Genomic DNA, 15,986 nt, shown 5'->3' on the forward strand with positions numbered 1-15,986 from the left:
GGGTCAGATAAATAGACAATAGTGAGATCCAATGCACCTGCAGAATATTCGCAGATGCATTGGATTAGCGTAGTTAGTTAACTTCAATTGACCAATCAGCACCGTCATTAGCAGCCGACCAGTAATAGTTCTTTGGAACAGCGCCAGCTTCTACAACCCACACTTGAGCCACCAACCGTTCAACATCACCACCAATCGTGAGCTGATATTCAGCCGCACCAGCAGGCAATGTTGTGCGCAACTGACAGGTAGTGTAGTCAACTTGCACTACCCCATTCACCGTTGAAAAGTTGTTGCAAACATTCAAGTACACTCTCGATGCATCAGCATTATTATCCAGTGACAAAGTTAGGTTGTTTTTGCCTATAAAGTCGAATTTTTCATCACTAATAATATCACCTGTTTCTTCTGGCTCTTCCACCGGTTCTGGCGTAGTAGTGGGCGGCGGCGTACTTGCCGGAGGCGGTGTGCTCGCAGGAGGCGCAGACTGCCCATTACCACTAGAACTTGAAACTGACGTATCGCTACCGCTACCACCGCCGCCACAAGCGACTAACACTGCAAATGCTGGAATAAGTAAAAGATGTTTCATTGTCAGCCCCTTAGTAAGAATAAACTTTTGATAAATCAGCGTTTTCGCTCTTAAACCATGACTTTTTGTCTTGGCCATTAGAGCTTACAAAGTCTGCAAATTGAGGGTAAGCTCTTAAAATATCCACATATTCTTGAGGATGAAGCCAGTTACTGTTCGTGCTTGCATTAATGGCTATAGCCCAAGGTAATCCATTTTCTGTTTGATAGGTGGCCCCAGCTCCCAAGTCTGTGGCATCTTCAGCTAAACCAAAGTAACTTGTGTTTGCTAACGCTGTAGGTGTTTTGTTTTTAAGATGAATCTCCAAACCGCGCCCTGGATTACTTGCAAAGGCATCTCCATGTTCGGTCCCCTCTGTGGCAAAGATGAAGGGTTTGTAAGGAGCCTGAGGGAAGTTACTTACACTCACATCACGATTGAACTGAAGCGAAATTGCAAACTTAAATTCATATTGGGATGTACAGCCTTCCTCAGTTTTATAGAACCAACAACCACCTGCTGTCACGTGATCCCATAAATCGTCGCTAATTTTTAATACCGCATACTCGGTACCATTCTCTAATAGAGGTGTCGCCACTTCGGCGCCATTGATATAAAAGCGAATTGTATCAGTATCGATATCCTCATTAGTGATACCTTCAAGTTGAATAGCAAACCCATTGTTATACGACGCTCCCATAGCGGTTAATTCACCGGTGAGGCTCAGTTTTTTAACGTGGTTTTGTTGCGAGACAATCATTGACGAGTTAAGACGAATCACAACATCGTTAAAATCATAATCACCGGTTTCAGGCCAGTTGTCTTCAAAGGCCAAGAAGTATGGCGTATTGTTCACTAAACTGTTGCCTGAGTTAACAACCGCTACTTGATAATCTTCCACCTCACCATCAGTTACACCACCGCTTGGTCCAACCCCCGCCGTGGTTGTATAGCGCACACGGGCCCAAGTTACACCTGAGGTGACCTCTAATGGAGTATCTTCGAAGAGGAAGTGCGTGCCTGAAGTTAAGCTTTTGTCAGCAATTAATTGCTCGCTCGCGTCGAACTTGCCATCCTGATCCCAGTCGACCCACATACTTAAAAAGCCGTCGCCTTCGACTGTTACTTGCATAAAGCTTTCTAGACCAGCTTCAAACGCAGTAATAAAGTTTACCCCGTCTTCATCGCCATTGGTTTGCTCATCAGTGAACGGTGAAACATGCGCATCATATTCAGCATCTATAGCATGACCCAAATGAATGCCTTCAACCACACCGTGTCTTGCGCCATTGCTGGCAAGTGAAGTTAAATACGAATCTGGCGCATCGCCGAAATCAGTAGTCGCAGGCACAGATTCATCGGTGATGGGTGCCATCGCACAGCGCGCACCATCATTATTGCCAGAACTTGGGCCATAGGCGAAAAGCTCAGCCTTTGGATTATTCCCGTCAACATCGATACGGAAAATGTTTCCATCTGAGTTTCGGCTAATGTAAAAGGTGCCGTTTACGTCAAAATACGCCGCGCCGAAGGTTCCTCGTTGCCCCACGTTGCTTACTTTCGACTTACTACCCGTGCTAACGTCTATTCGATATAAGTCACCATATTTGTCTACAGCATAGGCAAAACCGTCGGTGGGATGAAACGCTAAGTCATAGATTAGCAGTGAAAGCGAAGCGCCATCGATTACGCGCTGCATGTCTAAATAATCGACATCATCTTCATCTAAAGAAACTCGATACAAGCCATATTGACTGCCTTTCTTATACAGATAATAGGCATTTTCAGTAAGCGCCACATCACCAACAAAAAAGTTCGCTCCGGGCTTATTGGTTACTGTTAACGGCTCAATTTGGTAGTCGTTACCAATTCGTACGATAGTGTTGTTTTGATAACCCCAACCATAAAGGTATCTGTCGTGGTTACTGAACCCAAAACCATTAATCCGGTCGTTCGTGCCCAGATTACTTGAAAGTAAATCAACGTTTCCTGTAACGAGATTCACCCCGTATAACTGGGCGGTAGTGTCTTGCATTAGAAAGGCTTGTGATGGACAGCTGTCAAAAGCGTCTGCTGCTACGTGGCATGATGAAAATGCCATTAACATTGCGGCTGCTAGCTTACATTGTCTCTTCATTTAACTTCTCACAATCAAAGGATAATAATGACTGTGATTACAAGTTGCATGCCAGCATCAAGATAAAACTAATCAGCATCAATAAATTAATCATTTAAAACAATATCATATAGAAAAGCCCATCTGATTATCACGTCTATTTTATTGAGTAAACACACCTCATTTTTTCAATTTGCGAATTGCAAAATCAAAGAGATTCGCAATAAGAAAATCAATTCAACGCCATCACTCAGCACTTTTTTCAACGAACAATGCTCGAGGAAACAAAATGTCACATTTTTTTTACCTTTAGTGATAGTGTAACCATACCCGTGTTCAATATACTGGGTTATCAGACAACCGTTTTTTATTCAGTTTGCCTGTAATATTTTGAAGCGTTTAACGACTAACGCTAACAGACAACTCATTCAGTAAGCTAAGTAAATTTAAGTTTTAAACAAACAAGGAAATAGATATGAAACTAGCAAAAATCCTCATGCCTGCGCTTTTAATTGGTTTTAGTTCATTGGCACACGCTACCGATGCAGATGAAATTATCTCTACATACCATGAAAATATTGGTGGGGAAGATGCACTTAAAGCAATGAAAGGTATCAAGATTGTTGCCGAAGTATCGCAAGGACCGATGAAGTTCCCATTGGAAATTGTCCAACAGTCTTCGGGCAAGCAATACACCAAAGCAACTGTGCAGGGTCAAGAAATCATGCAAGGCGTATTTGACGGTGAAACGCTTTGGAGCACTAACTTCATGACTATGAAAGCAGAAAAAGCGCAAACCGAAGAAACCGAAAACATGAAGTTAAATATGAACGACTTCCCTGATTCGTTAATGGATTACGCTGAAAAAGGCTATCAAGCAGAACTGATGGGCACTGAAAGTGTTGACGGCGAAGACACCTATAAGGTGAAACTAGTTAAAGAGCCTATTACCGTTGAAGGCGAAGAAATACCGTCTATTGAATATTATTACTTCGATGCAGAAAGCATGGTCTTAGTGATGATGGAAAGCGATATTCACAGCGGTCCAATGAAAGGCCAGGTTCAACAAATAAAAATGAGTGACTATCAAGAAGTTGACGGTATTTATTTCCCGTTTGCTATGACACAAGGCATTAAAGGACAGCCTGCTGCTACATCGCCACTAGTTATTAATGAGATTGAATTAAACCCAACTGTTGATGACAGCGTGTTCGCGTTTCCAGCTGCACAATAAATTGGTTTTATAAGGAGATAAACCCATGAATCAACTCCCAAAACGCTGGGCGTTGGCAGTTGCTATTGCAATCACTACAGCAGCAAGTGCACCCGCACTTGCTGTTGACAAGGCAAAAGGCAGCCCAATTTTTGGCGACTTACAAGCACGTCACATTGGCCCCGCGCTAATGAGTGGTAGATTTGGCGACATTGAAGGTCACCCTACGAATAGCCGAGTGCTTTACGCTGGCGCGGCAGGCGGTGGTGTGTGGAAAACTGAGAATGGTGGCGCAACTTTCCAGCCCATCTTCGAAGATTTCCCTCAGTCTATCGGTGCTATTGAGGTAGACCCGAGCGACCCTGACAATACCGTATGGGTTGGTACAGGTGAGATCTGGACGCGTAACAGTGTATCGATTGGTGACGGCCTGTTCCGCACTAGTGACGGCGGTAAGAACTGGGAGCTCATGGGTTTTGAAGGCTCTGAAAGAATTAGTAGCGTTATCGTAAACCCGCAAAACAGCAACGAAATTTACGTTGGTGTGTTGGGTGGTTTATGGGGTGACAGTGAGCAGCGCGGCGTCTACAAATCAACAGACGGCGGCAAGACGTGGGAGCAGCAGCTTTATGTCGACGAAACGACAGGTTGTGCTGACCTTATCATGGACCCTCAAAACCCAAACGTTCTCTACGCTTCAATGTGGGAATTTAGACGTACCGGTTGGTCATTCAACTCTGGCGGTACCAATAGTGCACTGTATAAATCAAGTGATGGCGGTAAAACGTGGAACAAAATTCACCAAGGCTTCCCTGAAGGAAAGCTTGGTCGAATTGCCGTAGCCGTTGCACCTTCTGATCCGAACAGACTGTACGCAGTGCTTGAAACGGAGAAAGATGAAGAAAAAGGTTTATACGGTTCAAATGATGCCGGAGCAACATGGCAGCATCTTAATAGCGATTTTGGGTTAGTAGTAAGACCTTTCTATTTCTCGCGCATTACGGTTGACCCGAAAAACCCAGATATCCTTGTGAAAGGTGGCCTATTTGGTTCGATTTCAAGAGATGGCGGCAATACCTTTAGAAACATGGGTACTATGCATTCTGATATCCACGATATTTGGTTTGATCCTAACGATTCTGATCAAATGTTTGTCGCCACTGACGGCGGTATTTACCGTACGTGGGACGGCGGCACCACGATGGAAATTGTTGAGAATATTCCTGTATCTCAGTTCTATCACGTCAGTGTAGACAACGCACAGCCATATAATGTGTACGGTGGTTTACAAGACAACGGCAGTTGGTATGGCCCTTCTGCCGCCCCTGGTGGTGTGCGTGCAAGCGATTGGAATAGTGTCGGCTTTGGCGATGGCTTCCGCGTGTTAAAACACGAAACCAAACCCGTAATCTATTCTGAAATGCAAGGTGCTGAAAACGTTTGGCGCTACAACACCAAGCTAAAACAAATAAAGACTATTCAGCCATTGCCTATTGAAGGTACGCCTAAGTTTAGATTTAACTGGAATGCACCAATCACACTAAGCCCTAATGAGCCAGATCGTATTTATATTGGCAGCCAGTTCTTACATGTATCGGACGACATGGGTGATACGTGGAAAATTATTTCACCTGATTTGACAACTAACGATCCCGAAAAGCAAAAGCAACTGGAATCTGGTGGTCTGTCGATGGATAACTCAGGTGCTGAAAACCACTCCACTATTTTCACCATTGCCGAGTCGAGCTTTGATGAAGACATCATTTGGGTAGGTACAGATGATGGTAATGTTCAGCTTACAAAAAATGGTGGCAAGTCGTGGACGAACTTAATCGACAACGTACCTGACTTACCGAAAAACACATGGGTGTCACACATTGAAGCAAGTGTGCACGACAAGAAAACTGCTTATGTGACCTTTGAAGGTCATACATCAGGTGACATGAAACCTTACGTTTATAAAACGCAAGACTTTGGTAAAACCTGGACAGCGCTTCACGATGACACCATTGAAGGCTTCGCCAGAAACATTCAGGAAGACACAGTAAATCCAGATTTGCTATTTTTGGGAACTGAGTTTGGTCTGTTTGTGTCAATCAATGGCGGAAGGTCGTGGGAGCGTTTCACTAACAATATGCCTGCGACAGCGGTGCACTATATAGCGTTGCAAGAGCGTACCAACGATCTTGTAATGGGTACACATGGACGCGGCGTTATTATTATTGACGATATATCACCCCTTCGTGAGTTAAACGACGATGTATTGGCGAAGGCAGTACATTTCTTCGATGAAGGAGCTGCAACCATTATAGATGAAGAGCAAAGCTTTGGGGCTGGCGGCTTTGGCAGCGAAACCCAGTTTGTAGGGCGCAACCCAAATAACGAAGCTAAAATTGCTTACTATATGAAGAAAAAGCACATCTTTGGAAAAATGAAGATTGAGATCTTCAACGAAGAGGGTGAGCTAGTAAAAGCGTTACCAGCGGGCAAGAAGAAGGGGATTAACTTGGTCACATGGGATTATCATTTACCTGTCCCTAAAATTGCTACCGGAAAGACGTTTGCTCGCGGCGGTTTCGCGGCCCCTACCGCACCAGCAGGTGAATATAGAGTGGTATTAACCAAGGGCAAAGAAACCTTTGAAAGCACATTAACGCTTAAAAACGATCCTGACTCTGCCCTATCTAAGCGTGAGCGTCGCAAGCTTCAAGAAACCACGATGAAGCTATATGACATGACACAAGACTTAGCATACTTAGTTTATCAAGTTGACCAGTACCTAAACGCAGCACAAGGCAGTGAATCTGACGAAGTTACCGCGATCACCGATAAGCTTATGGCGCTGAAGGAGACCTTAGTTATCACTACTGGTGACAACTACGTTGGTGCAGCTGAACCTCAGCTACGCGAGAAAATCGCAGACTTGTACAGCAAAATTACGCAAAGTTTTGTAGCACCATCTAAGTCTGAAATGCAGAACCTTGCGCTATTAGAAGACATGTTTGATAAAGCAAAAAGTACTTATCAAGCAATGGAAAAGTCAGAACTACCTGCGCTTACCGCGTTATTGGAAGCGAAGCAAAGCAAAGTTGAAATAAAGTCATTTGACGATTTTGTCGCCGAATAAATTTCAGCACACCTAGTGCAGGCGAGTTATCGATGCTCGCCTGCACTTCCCTCTCAGCACTTTTTCTTAACGTATTGAAGAACCATGAAATAGTGTCATTTCGCAGTACCTATTCATTAAATGTTCAACTTATTCAATTTAGCTCTTTGACCAATTTGACATACGCTTTGTGAACTGCCATATTTTCGTTCAAGAAGTATATTTTATAAACAACATTGTACTGAGAAAGTAAGGTACATCTGAGATTTAAGGAAGAATGTTATGAAGAAGCTTTTCGCAGTAGTTTCCCTGCTAGTTCTAGCGCCTTTTAGTTTTGCAAGTCAGCACACTGGCAACGCTTCTTGCGCCACAGACTCTACGTGGCAGGAAGTTGGCTATAAAGCAGCAAGCCAAGGTGAGCCTGCAACGCAATTTTACAATATCGTACAATCGTGCGACAAGCCAGCAACAGCACAAGATGAAGCCGAGTTTGTGCAAGGCTACATGTCAGGCATTGAAAGCTTCTGTACCTATGACAATGGCTATGCGCTGGGAAGAGTTCAAAAAGCGTACCCGAATGTATGTCCAACAGCGATGGCCGATGACTTTATGCAAGGCTATGAAGTAGGATTACAAAAGCACAACAGTGTAAACAGTGCCAATTACCATGACGGTTTCAAGCATTCTCGTAAGCCAATTCACAGCGCGAACAGTAAACGCACCAACCACTTCTAGTTCAAGTACTTATTAGGCACTAAATAGGCACTAACAAATTTATCGAAAACCGACACAGACGTGTCGGTTTTTTTATGCCCTAAAAGTGCGTTTTATTTTCGTAATAGTCTTGCCCGCGCAAATCAGAAAACACCACTGTAATGTCTTTGTCTGTCCCCACTATGGGCCGCAAAATGTCATCAACAATAATGGCCACACTAGTTTTTACCTCTTGCCCTCTATCAAACCACAGTATTTCAATGAAAGGGTAAGCAGGCAACGCGCCACCCTTCACGATAAACTCACTGGGTATGTGTTCGACTGTGAAATGATCGGCAGGCGTATCAGTCACTTTAGCAATACTCTCAACAATATCATCGGCAACGCTCGTAAGCGCGCTAACGTCAATTCCTCTAGCTCGAATGTGTGGCACGTTGGCTCCTTGGTAAACTTCTCTTGTTTCTTTTAATAATGATACTAAATATTGGCAAGTAACTTGAAAGGTAAAGGTTAATTAAGAGCCAAAACCAGTAAAACAACGAGATTTTGACACTATGCGTTTACCTACAAAACAACTTATCACTAAGATTGAACACCTTTCTAGCGAACTATCACCGAAACAGCTAGCGCATTTTCTCGATATTATTGATGCCATGACGGCATTGGTCGAGGAAGCGGGCACTGTTGGTTTAGACACCCCAAAATACGATAAACCACCTATTGCACCATCATCATCGGCTGTCCACTAATAGTGAATTAGACGAAGCCCCTTACTAGCTCCATACGATACTCAGCACATTCCTTCCCCTGTGCCCGATAATAAAGCGACTATATTGTAGTGCAATTGATCAACGCGTTGTGAATTGTCGGGTTCATTAGTTTAAATTCGCTATCAAGCATTAACTACAACACAACACTGTTAGAAATTGAGCGTAGTTAGAAATAGATCGCGGTTAGAATTAAATAGTTACCTACACGACGTTTGTTATCGCCTGAACACTTATACTTTTTGTGACTACCAGTACTTTCATAAATTGAACTAGAATTAATGACAAGACTAGACGTTATTGTTTACCCTCATTAAGTTAGCTTCAAAATTAAGACGCTGTTATGTTGCTACTTATAGAGAATAGGCGTTGTGGAACAACTGGAAAGCGAATGTAATTGATGCTGTCATTGCGCGACAAAAAAGTTTCTAATTTTACCTTTATTAAGTTATTTGCACTCACAGTCGTATTAAGCGTATGCGTGCATTCGTTCGTCTTTGCTGAGCCCATTATATCCAATCCTCGATTCAAACAACTCTCCACCGAAAATGGTCTTTCACAAGACTCCGTCAACGACATGTTGGTCGATAGTGATGGCTTTTTATGGGTAGCGACTGAGACAGGCCTTAACCGATACGACGGACATCACAACAAGCAATATATTGGCTTACAAAATGAGTTTGCTGATGACGGTATCTATTCGCTATTTGAGGATAAGAACGGCGATATTTGGGTAAGTACATACAGCAGCGGCGTTTATCGAATTAGTCGCGCCACGGGTAAAAGCGAGCGTTTACTTGCCATAACCTATCAAAGCCAGCCGTCGTGGTATCAATATGCATCACATTATATTGAAGGGCCAGATAACACACTATTTATTGCTTTTGATCACGTTATTGTTCAATACAATCTGACCACGAATACATGGGAAACCGTATTCGATTTACTGGCCCCCGAACTCGCTATTTCAGATGACGAAGTCATTCTATATTTGACGTTACACGATGATGTACTTTTTGTGGCGGTTTCCACAGGTCTTTACACGTTTCACATCCCAAGCCTTACTATCAAAAAGGTTGAATACGTCAAAAACAGTGACTCGAACAAAGACAAAATGAACGCGAAGCTAATTCTAATCGACGATAGGCATCAATTCTGGCTAGGCACTGTCGATGGGCTATATCGATTTGATCTTGGTGAGTTACTCGCTTTTGCGCGAGGACAAGACAACATGCCCAAAAGTGTTAGAGCATTAACTTCACTCAATATTTGGAGCATGTTATCTATTAAAGGTAGCCAGTATTATCTGGCAACCAACGATGGTTTATATATTATCGACCTTAATACACTTCAGCTGCAGCACCTGTTTCGCCCTTCCAACTCCAATTTGTTAATGACTGACGATAACCTTACCAAAATGGCGCAAACGCCAAACGGTCAATTATGGTTGTCAACGAAGACGTCTGGTATGTTGCTGTGGAATCCTCGCTCAGTCCTTTTTAAAAACATATTTTCTGATAAATCGTCCCCCAACCAACTTAGTGACAATATGGTTCATGACTTCCATGTTCAAAATGATACTAATTTGTGGGTTGGGACGAATAACGGGTTAAACCTCTACAACTTAGAAACAGGCGATTTTGAACATTTTTTAGTATCATCGGATAAAAAAGCAGTAGCCTCTTCTGGCTCAATTTTTATTATTCGTGAAGGTGAAGACAATTGGGTGTGGCTGGTTACCTACGAGGCAATACTCAAATTTGATCTTGTGACTAAGCGCGTTATTCCTTTAAGTATGGATGCAAAAGCAAATGCGCTGTTAAGCTCAGACATGGCCTACGATATTCTTCGACTGTCGAAAAACAAATATATCGTGGCTGGCGAAGAGCAGTTTTATCTGCTTGACGGAATAAAAAACACACTAACAAAAGACGAAGTACTTTCAGCCACTTTAGATACCAGCCAGTTTTACACTTTCATTCCTGACTATGATGGCGAAGAGCATACTGTGCTGATTTCTATGACGGGTGGGCTATGGCGCTATCATGTAGCTACCAGCCAGTTAGAAAAAATCCACGAGGCGCGAAGTTTTCAGTCTGAATATGTCATTCAGCCTACTGAGGCTATTTTAGATGACTATAATACGCTGTGGGTTAGCTACCCAGGTCATGGACTTTACGGGTTAGACGCGACTACGTATCAACAAAAACACTTCTTCGATACTTCGAATTTGCTGCCTACCAATATCGTGTTTAGTTTAGAGAAAGACGATAACGGCTATATATGGATGGGTAGCCACAAAGGATTACTGCAATTTAACCCTAAGACGCTGGCTATTAAGCAATACACGACAAAAGAAGGGCTTATCAACAACGAATTCAAATGGGGGGCGAAAAAGCCATTAGACAATGGTGATTTGGTATTCGGTTCTCAAAAAGGCTTTACCCTCTTCAACCCCGATCAGTTTGTTCAAAAGAATGACATTACGTCTAATGTTCTGATCACAGATGTAAGCTTAATATCAAATCAACTTGAATTAGGTGCAGGTAACAAGAACGGTAAAACGGTATTTCTGCAACACAATGATATTGGTTTAACGATAAACTACTCTGACATGCAATACGACCAAACCAATGTAAGTCATTATAAATATGCCTTACTCGGAGGCGTTGATGTTACCTACCCCCCAACTAATTCAACAGAAGTTACGTTTCCCCAACTTGAACCTGGCCAATACACCTTTGAAGTGAGCCGGTTTAATGTTGCCAATAACACAACAGGCCCAGTTTCGTCTTTGCGTATTAAGGTACATTATCCCCCCTTTGCCTCTCCTTTTGCTTATCTTGTTTACAGCCTGCTAGTCATCTTGTTTTTAGTGATATTTTTCTGGCGAAGAAAGCTACACAGCGACAAACTCAAAGCTGCACACCTCGCAGTGCTTAAAAATAAAAACAGACTGTCCATGGCCCTCACAGCTAGTAATACAAAGGTATGGCAGTGGCGTGAAGACACCAATAACATTTCGCAAGAACGCATTGCTACAGAGCTTGGATACGACGCTTTAGATGGCACGATTGACTTCGACTCACATTGCGCATTAATTCACGAACACGACCTCAAAGCATTTAAATCACAGTGGCAACTTGTGCTTGAAGGCCAGCGAAAAAACCTTGACCTAACATATCGTTTACAAGCAAAAGACGGGCATTATGAATGGTATAGAGATGTAGGGGCCATTGTAGATAGCACAGAGACCAGTGACACCATAAAACTGGCTGGCACATATTCAAACGTAACCGAGTCAATTAACACGCAAACTAAAGCACAGCTCTACGGCGAAGCATTCGAGCACACCCGAGACTGGGTAGTAATTTTTGATGGCGCTTTTAAACCCATTGTTGCAAATCAGTCGTTTAAGGACGCACTTTGCCTTTGTCCTAACGAAGACATTGCCGTTCAACTTAGTCAGATTTTTTCTGATCAAAAAAGTGCATTGTTTGAATCGCTGCGCAATATGCGAAGACTTGCGCCTAATGAACACTGGAGCGGCGAAACTGAGATTCAAAGCTTAAAAGGTGATAAGTTTGTTGTGAATATTGGCATAACCGCCGTTACCAATGCGCAAGATCACAACGAAATAAGCCGCTATCTAGTCATTCTGTCAGATATTACTCAGCAAAAAGATGCACAAGGGGCTTTGGTACAATTAGCCAACTACGATAGTTTAACAGGGCTACCAAATCGCTCTTTGTTGCTAGACCGTGTTCAACACGCGTTTGATCAGGCTATCAGAGATAATACTTCCATAGGACTATTCTTCATTGATTTAGATCGATTCAAGCAAGTAAACGATAGCTTAGGCCACGACGCGGGCGATACCTTGTTGCGCGTCGTCGGTGAAAGGCTTGAAAACTTAATGCGTCAATCTGATACCGTTGCACGATTGGGCGGTGATGAATTCGTTGTCATGATTGAGAAAGTCTCTAAAGAAAAAGATCTCAGTCACATCGCAAATGAAATGATTAAAGAGCTATCGAAAAGCGTGATGCTGTCCAACCAAGTTGTCAGTGTTTCAGCAAGCGTGGGAATATCGGTATTTCCTGAAGATGCCAGCACACCAGCAGAATTATTGAAAAATGCAGATATTGCTATGTATCACGCTAAAGAGCTGGGCAGCAATAATTTCCAATACTTTACTGAATACATGAATGAACGGGCGCAAAACAAACTGCGACTAGAGAATGCCGTAAAACAAGCCCATGTCAACAAACAGTTTATTGGCTACTACCAGCCTATCGTGCACTGCAAAACGGGACGCATTTCTGGCTTTGAAGTGTTAATGCGCTGGCCCACTGAAAATGGCATGACACCACCCGATGTTTTCATTCCCGTTGCAGAAGATATTGGACTGGTCGAAGACATGACGATTTCGCTAATCGAGCAAGCAATCCCTACGCTTACCTCCCCCGAGTGGAGACAAAGTGGCTACTATTTGTCTATCAACTTAAGTGCAACACATATATCTAAATGCGCGAAAATTGATGAAATAGTTGTGTTGCTTGCCGCCCACGACATCCCAAACAGTGCTATCAGATTTGAGATTACAGAAAGCGCACTCATGTCAGACTACGAAAGCGCCATGCGTGCAATGGCAAAAATGAAAGAATGTGGTTTTGTCATTGCTTTAGATGACTTTGGCACAGGATATTCCTCGCTAAAGTACTTGAAAGACTTCCCTATTGATATTCTTAAAATAGACAAAAGTTTTGTACAGGACATCGGCTTTAACGGCGGTAATGAGGCCATAATTCTTGCCACACTTAGAATGGCAGACAGCTTAAATATTCAATGCGTAGCGGAGGGAATTGAAACCCAAGAGCAAGCAGCGTTCTTTAAGCAGTACGGTTGTGAATATTTACAAGGCTACTTATACGCTAAGCCTCTTCCAGAAGCTGACATGCTAACGCTTTTGCATGACAACGTGCTCAGCACATCTGAATAACCTGTTCAGATGTGCTTTGTCTCAATTTGCGAACCTCTTTAGGCAGCAAAAACGTACGGCAAAGATCAATACGCTCTAGCGTAGTACCACTTTATGCAACTCAAAGCGCACAGTACCATTTCGCAGCTGTTCAGAAAGACTGGCAAACTCTGATAACGCCTGCAATTTCTCGACACCATCTGAGGTGTCCCACTCAACCAACGTAATCTGTTGAGGCGCTAACGCATTGGAATCATGAGCACTTAGCACACTATTATTTATTTGATATACAAAGCGCCCCCCGACTTTATCTAAAAGCGGTGGCAGGCTGCTAATGTAGTTAAAGTATTCACTTGGCTTTTCAGGATTAGTCCATGCAAAAGCCAATGTATAGGTTTTATCTTTTTTAAACGTTAACGTTAGCGGTGCGTCTAACTCATGATCGTAAAGTCTTAACGCTTCCCATGCTTGGCGTCTTAACGATTTAACATCAGTGAATTGAGCTAGCGACTGAAATGCTTTTTGTGCTTTCAGTGAAGACCAATGGCTAACGACAAATACATTGGGCTTGAAATCGCCAAGTAAGGTTTCTTCAACTACAAGTACCCCGTCTTGTTGGTAGCCATAGTTGCGTGCAGTATCGCCATTTTTCTTAAAATAGCTATCCCGTAGTGCGCGTTTTGCAGGATCAGTTACCGGAGCAATAAGTTGCATAACAGCGCCCGGATAAAAATGCACCACCAATTCACCACTTTCTTCTTGCGCCACTGCGCTGGGCACTATGAGGCCGCAAAAAACAATAAAAACAATAACAATACAACACTTTACACTATAAAAACCTACACCCTTCATTTCTATCCCATACTTTCTCTGTTAGCTTTAGGTCACTTTACCAAGGTATATACTGGCTAACACGGTTTGTTTTTTATTCAAAATGGTGCATTATCGTTCCATGAATGACTGGAATGATTATGCACTTATCTTAGCGCTTCATCGCACAGGAACCTTGCGCGGCGCAGCAATTTCATTGGGCACCACACACACTACGGTTGCTCGACGTCTCGCGATACTTGAAAAACAGCGCAAAGCAGAAGTATTTGAAAAGATCCCAGGTGGCTACCGAGCAACGCCGTTCGGTGAGCAATTGGTGGCGACCGCCAAAAAAGTAGAAGATGTAATAATGACATCTGAACGCTTTGCTTGCTCAAATAGCGACGCGCTTTCAGGCCCAATCACGCTCTCATTAGGCGAACCTATGTCTCAGTTTTTGTTAGTGAAAGAGCTAGGAGAATTTTCGCGTCTATACCCTAATATTAACTTGCGTATTAAGAGCTCTACTGCCTTCGCTGACATCGATAAAGGCGAAGCTGATGTTGTAATACGCGGTGCGTATAAACTTCCTGATCACCTTATTGGTAGAAGATTGTGCAAGCTCGGCTTGTGTTTTTATGCACATAAAGACTATTGCAGTAACGTTGGACAAAAAGACTGGAGATGGGTAGCACCTATTGAAAACGAAGTTTGGCCTGAGTGGCTTGCAGAATCGCCTCTTCCTGATGTCCCCATAGGTATTTCTTTTGACGATATTATTTCGCGCTATCACGCTATCGTTCAGGGCGTCGGCATGGGGCGCGCGGCGTGCTTTATGGGTGATACTAATCCGGAATTGGTGAGGCTTGAGGGCAGTTCGCCCATTTTAAAATACGACATCTGGGTGCTCACGCACCCAGACCTTCATCATCAGCCAAAAGTAAAGTTGCTAATGCAGTTCTTAATTGATGCACTGCTAAAAAAGAAACCGCTTATCGAGGGGCAAGCTTCAGTTGACTAATTGCATAATTGATACAACATGATGTTTTCTAGCTTGTCACTAATAGTAACGAATGAGATTAATTTTAATGCGAAGTATTTTTACCCTAGTCACGATTTTGTTTTTAAATGGCTGCGCCAACCTGCCGCAGTGGTCGGTATTTAGTATTTCCGACAGTGAAATAGAACAAGCCTTAGACGAACAATTAGTTCAGTTACAAAAGAAGGCTTACTTGGCCGGTATTCCGCTTATGCTCAGCGTGGACGACTTAACTGTTGATATCGGGCCTAACGGAAGAGATGTGGTTTCACTTGGCACTCAGGCTAAAGCAACAGTCAGTGCGTTTGGGTTTAACTACCCCATGAAAGTCAGTTTGCTAATTGAAGGCACACCTTTCTACGACAGCGAAAAAAAGGCGATTTTCGTTCGTTCTCTCTCACTGTTGGATAGTACAATAGACGCAGGAGGCTACCGAGGAAATATTGCACCCGTTAGTGGTGAAATGATGATGCTAGTCAATGGATACCTTGCCTCAAACCCAGTTTACACACTAGACACAAGTAATGACGTTATTGGGCTGTTGTCTTCCGTGCCTTTAAGCCTTGATGTTGAACAAGGCAGACTTGTTCTACGCCCAAAGCGCTAAAAATTCAGAGACCTTGGAATTAAAATACCTTGAGCGTGTTTTCACAAATATCTTCGTCGTTT

The 15,986-nt window shown here is 43.1% G+C and carries 11 protein-coding genes; 7 read left to right on the forward strand and 4 right to left on the reverse strand.

Annotated elements, in window-relative coordinates:
* Positions 1 to 73: 73 nt before the first annotated feature.
* Positions 74 to 592, reverse strand: a complete 519-nt coding sequence (locus tag LHL20_RS14575; protein ID WP_226433814.1) for a hypothetical protein — start codon at positions 590 to 592, stop codon at positions 74 to 76.
* Positions 593 to 602: 10 nt separating this feature from the next.
* Positions 603 to 2,708 carry an LruC domain-containing protein gene (locus LHL20_RS14580; RefSeq protein ID WP_226433815.1) on the reverse strand — a complete coding sequence of 702 codons (2,106 nt, stop codon included), beginning with the start codon at positions 2,706 to 2,708 and terminating at the stop codon, positions 603 to 605.
* Positions 2,709 to 3,162: 454 nt separating this feature from the next.
* Between LHL20_RS14580 and LHL20_RS14585 the strand changes: the two genes are divergently transcribed.
* From LHL20_RS14585 to LHL20_RS14595, 3 genes are all read left to right on the forward strand, one after another.
* Complete coding sequence (locus tag LHL20_RS14585) at positions 3,163 to 3,921, forward strand: outer membrane lipoprotein-sorting protein (protein ID WP_226433816.1); 759 nt, start codon at positions 3,163 to 3,165, stop codon at positions 3,919 to 3,921.
* 25 nt (positions 3,922 to 3,946) lie between these two features.
* Positions 3,947 to 7,027 carry a WD40/YVTN/BNR-like repeat-containing protein gene (locus LHL20_RS14590; RefSeq protein ID WP_226433817.1) on the forward strand — a complete coding sequence of 1,027 codons (3,081 nt, stop codon included), beginning with the start codon at positions 3,947 to 3,949 and terminating at the stop codon, positions 7,025 to 7,027.
* 261 nt (positions 7,028 to 7,288) lie between these two features.
* Positions 7,289 to 7,741, forward strand: coding sequence for a DUF2799 domain-containing protein (locus tag LHL20_RS14595; RefSeq protein WP_226433818.1), 453 nt, complete (start codon positions 7,289 to 7,291; stop codon positions 7,739 to 7,741).
* Positions 7,742 to 7,820: 79 nt separating this feature from the next.
* Here the strand turns inward: LHL20_RS14595 and LHL20_RS14600 are convergent, their stop codons facing one another.
* A complete protein-coding gene (locus LHL20_RS14600) occupies positions 7,821 to 8,153 on the reverse strand; it encodes a DUF1904 family protein (RefSeq protein WP_226433819.1) in 333 nt (110 codons plus the stop codon).
* A 121-nt stretch (positions 8,154 to 8,274) separates the two neighbouring features.
* Between LHL20_RS14600 and LHL20_RS14605 the strand changes: the two genes are divergently transcribed.
* Together LHL20_RS14605 and LHL20_RS14610 are read left to right on the forward strand one after the other, a co-directional pair.
* Entirely contained in the window at positions 8,275 to 8,469 is a 195-nt protein-coding gene (locus LHL20_RS14605; RefSeq protein ID WP_202262426.1) for a hypothetical protein, read from the forward strand.
* A gap of 499 nt (positions 8,470 to 8,968) precedes the next feature.
* The gene (locus LHL20_RS14610) at positions 8,969 to 13,489 is read left to right on the forward strand and encodes an EAL domain-containing protein (RefSeq protein WP_226433820.1); all 4,521 of its coding nucleotides are present in this window, start codon (positions 8,969 to 8,971) and stop codon (positions 13,487 to 13,489) included.
* A gap of 75 nt (positions 13,490 to 13,564) precedes the next feature.
* On the opposite strand, the gene LHL20_RS14615 is transcribed toward LHL20_RS14610, so the two are convergent.
* Positions 13,565 to 14,236, reverse strand: a complete 672-nt coding sequence (locus LHL20_RS14615) for a hypothetical protein (protein WP_226433821.1) — start codon at positions 14,234 to 14,236, stop codon at positions 13,565 to 13,567.
* A gap of 184 nt (positions 14,237 to 14,420) precedes the next feature.
* Between LHL20_RS14615 and LHL20_RS14620 the strand changes: the two genes are divergently transcribed.
* Together LHL20_RS14620 and LHL20_RS14625 are read left to right on the forward strand one after the other, a co-directional pair.
* Positions 14,421 to 15,299 (forward strand): LysR family transcriptional regulator, encoded by an 879-nt coding sequence (locus tag LHL20_RS14620; protein ID WP_226433822.1) that lies wholly within the window; start codon positions 14,421 to 14,423, stop codon positions 15,297 to 15,299.
* A 67-nt stretch (positions 15,300 to 15,366) separates the two neighbouring features.
* Positions 15,367 to 15,924 carry a DUF1439 domain-containing protein gene (locus LHL20_RS14625; protein ID WP_226433823.1) on the forward strand — a complete coding sequence of 186 codons (558 nt, stop codon included), beginning with the start codon at positions 15,367 to 15,369 and terminating at the stop codon, positions 15,922 to 15,924.
* Positions 15,925 to 15,986 lie beyond the last annotated feature (62 nt).

This window comes from Alteromonas sp. McT4-15 (assembly GCF_020515205.1).
GTDB lineage: Bacteria > Pseudomonadota > Gammaproteobacteria > Enterobacterales > Alteromonadaceae > Alteromonas.

Bases quoted from the DNA above. Each gene is read 5' to 3' on its own strand.
- LHL20_RS14575 (WP_226433814.1), bottom strand. From the start codon at position 592: ATGAAACATCTTTTACTTATTCCAGCATTTGCAGTGTTAGTCGCTTGT.
- LHL20_RS14580 (WP_226433815.1), bottom strand. From the start codon at position 2,708: ATGAAGAGACAATGTAAGCTAGCAGCCGCAATGTTAATGGCATTTTCA.
- LHL20_RS14585 (WP_226433816.1), top strand. From the start codon at position 3,163: ATGAAACTAGCAAAAATCCTCATGCCTGCGCTTTTAATTGGTTTTAGT.
- LHL20_RS14590 (WP_226433817.1), top strand. From the start codon at position 3,947: ATGAATCAACTCCCAAAACGCTGGGCGTTGGCAGTTGCTATTGCAATC.
- LHL20_RS14595 (WP_226433818.1), top strand. From the start codon at position 7,289: ATGAAGAAGCTTTTCGCAGTAGTTTCCCTGCTAGTTCTAGCGCCTTTT.
- LHL20_RS14605 (WP_202262426.1), top strand. From the start codon at position 8,275: ATGCGTTTACCTACAAAACAACTTATCACTAAGATTGAACACCTTTCT.
- LHL20_RS14620 (WP_226433822.1), top strand. From the start codon at position 14,421: ATGAATGACTGGAATGATTATGCACTTATCTTAGCGCTTCATCGCACA.
- LHL20_RS14625 (WP_226433823.1), top strand. From the start codon at position 15,367: ATGCGAAGTATTTTTACCCTAGTCACGATTTTGTTTTTAAATGGCTGC.